We start from the raw sequence: 813 nt of genomic DNA, 5'->3' as shown, positions 1-813 counted from the left end.
GGTATCGCCAGTAGCACCCGTTGGTCCAGTAATGCCGGTGTCTCCAGTGGCACCCGTTGGTCCAGTAGGACCGGTATCGCCAGTAGCACCYGTTGGTCCAGTAAYGCCGGTGTCTCCAGTGGCACCCGTTGGTCCAGTAGGACCGGTATCGCCAGTAGCACCCGTTGATCCAGCAGGACCGGTGTCTCCAGTAGCACCCGTTGGTCCAGTAGCACCCGTTGGTCCAGTAATGCCGGTGTCTCCAGTAGCACCCGTTGATCCAGCAGGACCGGTGTCTCCAGTAGCACCCGTTGGTCCAGTAGCACCCGTTGRTCCAGCAGGACCGGTGTCTCCAGTGGCACCCGTTGGTCCAGTAGGACCGGTATCGCCAGTAGCACCCGTTGGTCCAGTAATGCCGGTGTCTCCAGTGGCACCCGTTGGTCCAGTAGGACCGGTATCGCCAGTAGCACCCGTTGGTCCAGTAGGACCGGTATCGCCAGTAGCACCCGTTGATCCAGCAGGACCGGTGTCTCCAGTGGCACCCGTTGGTCCAGTAGGACCGGTATCGCCAGTAGCACCCGTTGGTCCAGTAGGACCGGTATCGCCAGTAGCACCCGTTGATCCAGCAGGACCGGTGTCTCCAGTAGCACCCGTTGGTCCAGTAGCACCCGTTGGTCCAGTAGCACCCGTTGATCCAGTAGGACCGGTATCGCCAGTAGCACCCGTTGGTCCAGTAATGCCGGTGTCTCCAGTGGCACCCGTTGGTCCAGTAGGACCGGTATCGCCAGTAGCACCTGTTGGTCCAGTAACGCCGGTGTCTCCAGTGGCACCCGT

The 813-nt window shown here is 61.2% G+C and carries 1 protein-coding gene; it reads right to left on the bottom strand.

The annotated features are described in order from the left end of the window. The coding region (locus tag AC1DRF_RS30465; protein WP_477742628.1) for a hypothetical protein at positions 1 to 813 on the bottom strand (813 nt) is incomplete at both ends.

The sequence above is a fragment of the Priestia sp. P5_B4 genome, from assembly GCF_056400385.1.
This window is presented reverse-complemented; position numbering and strand designations above follow the sequence as displayed.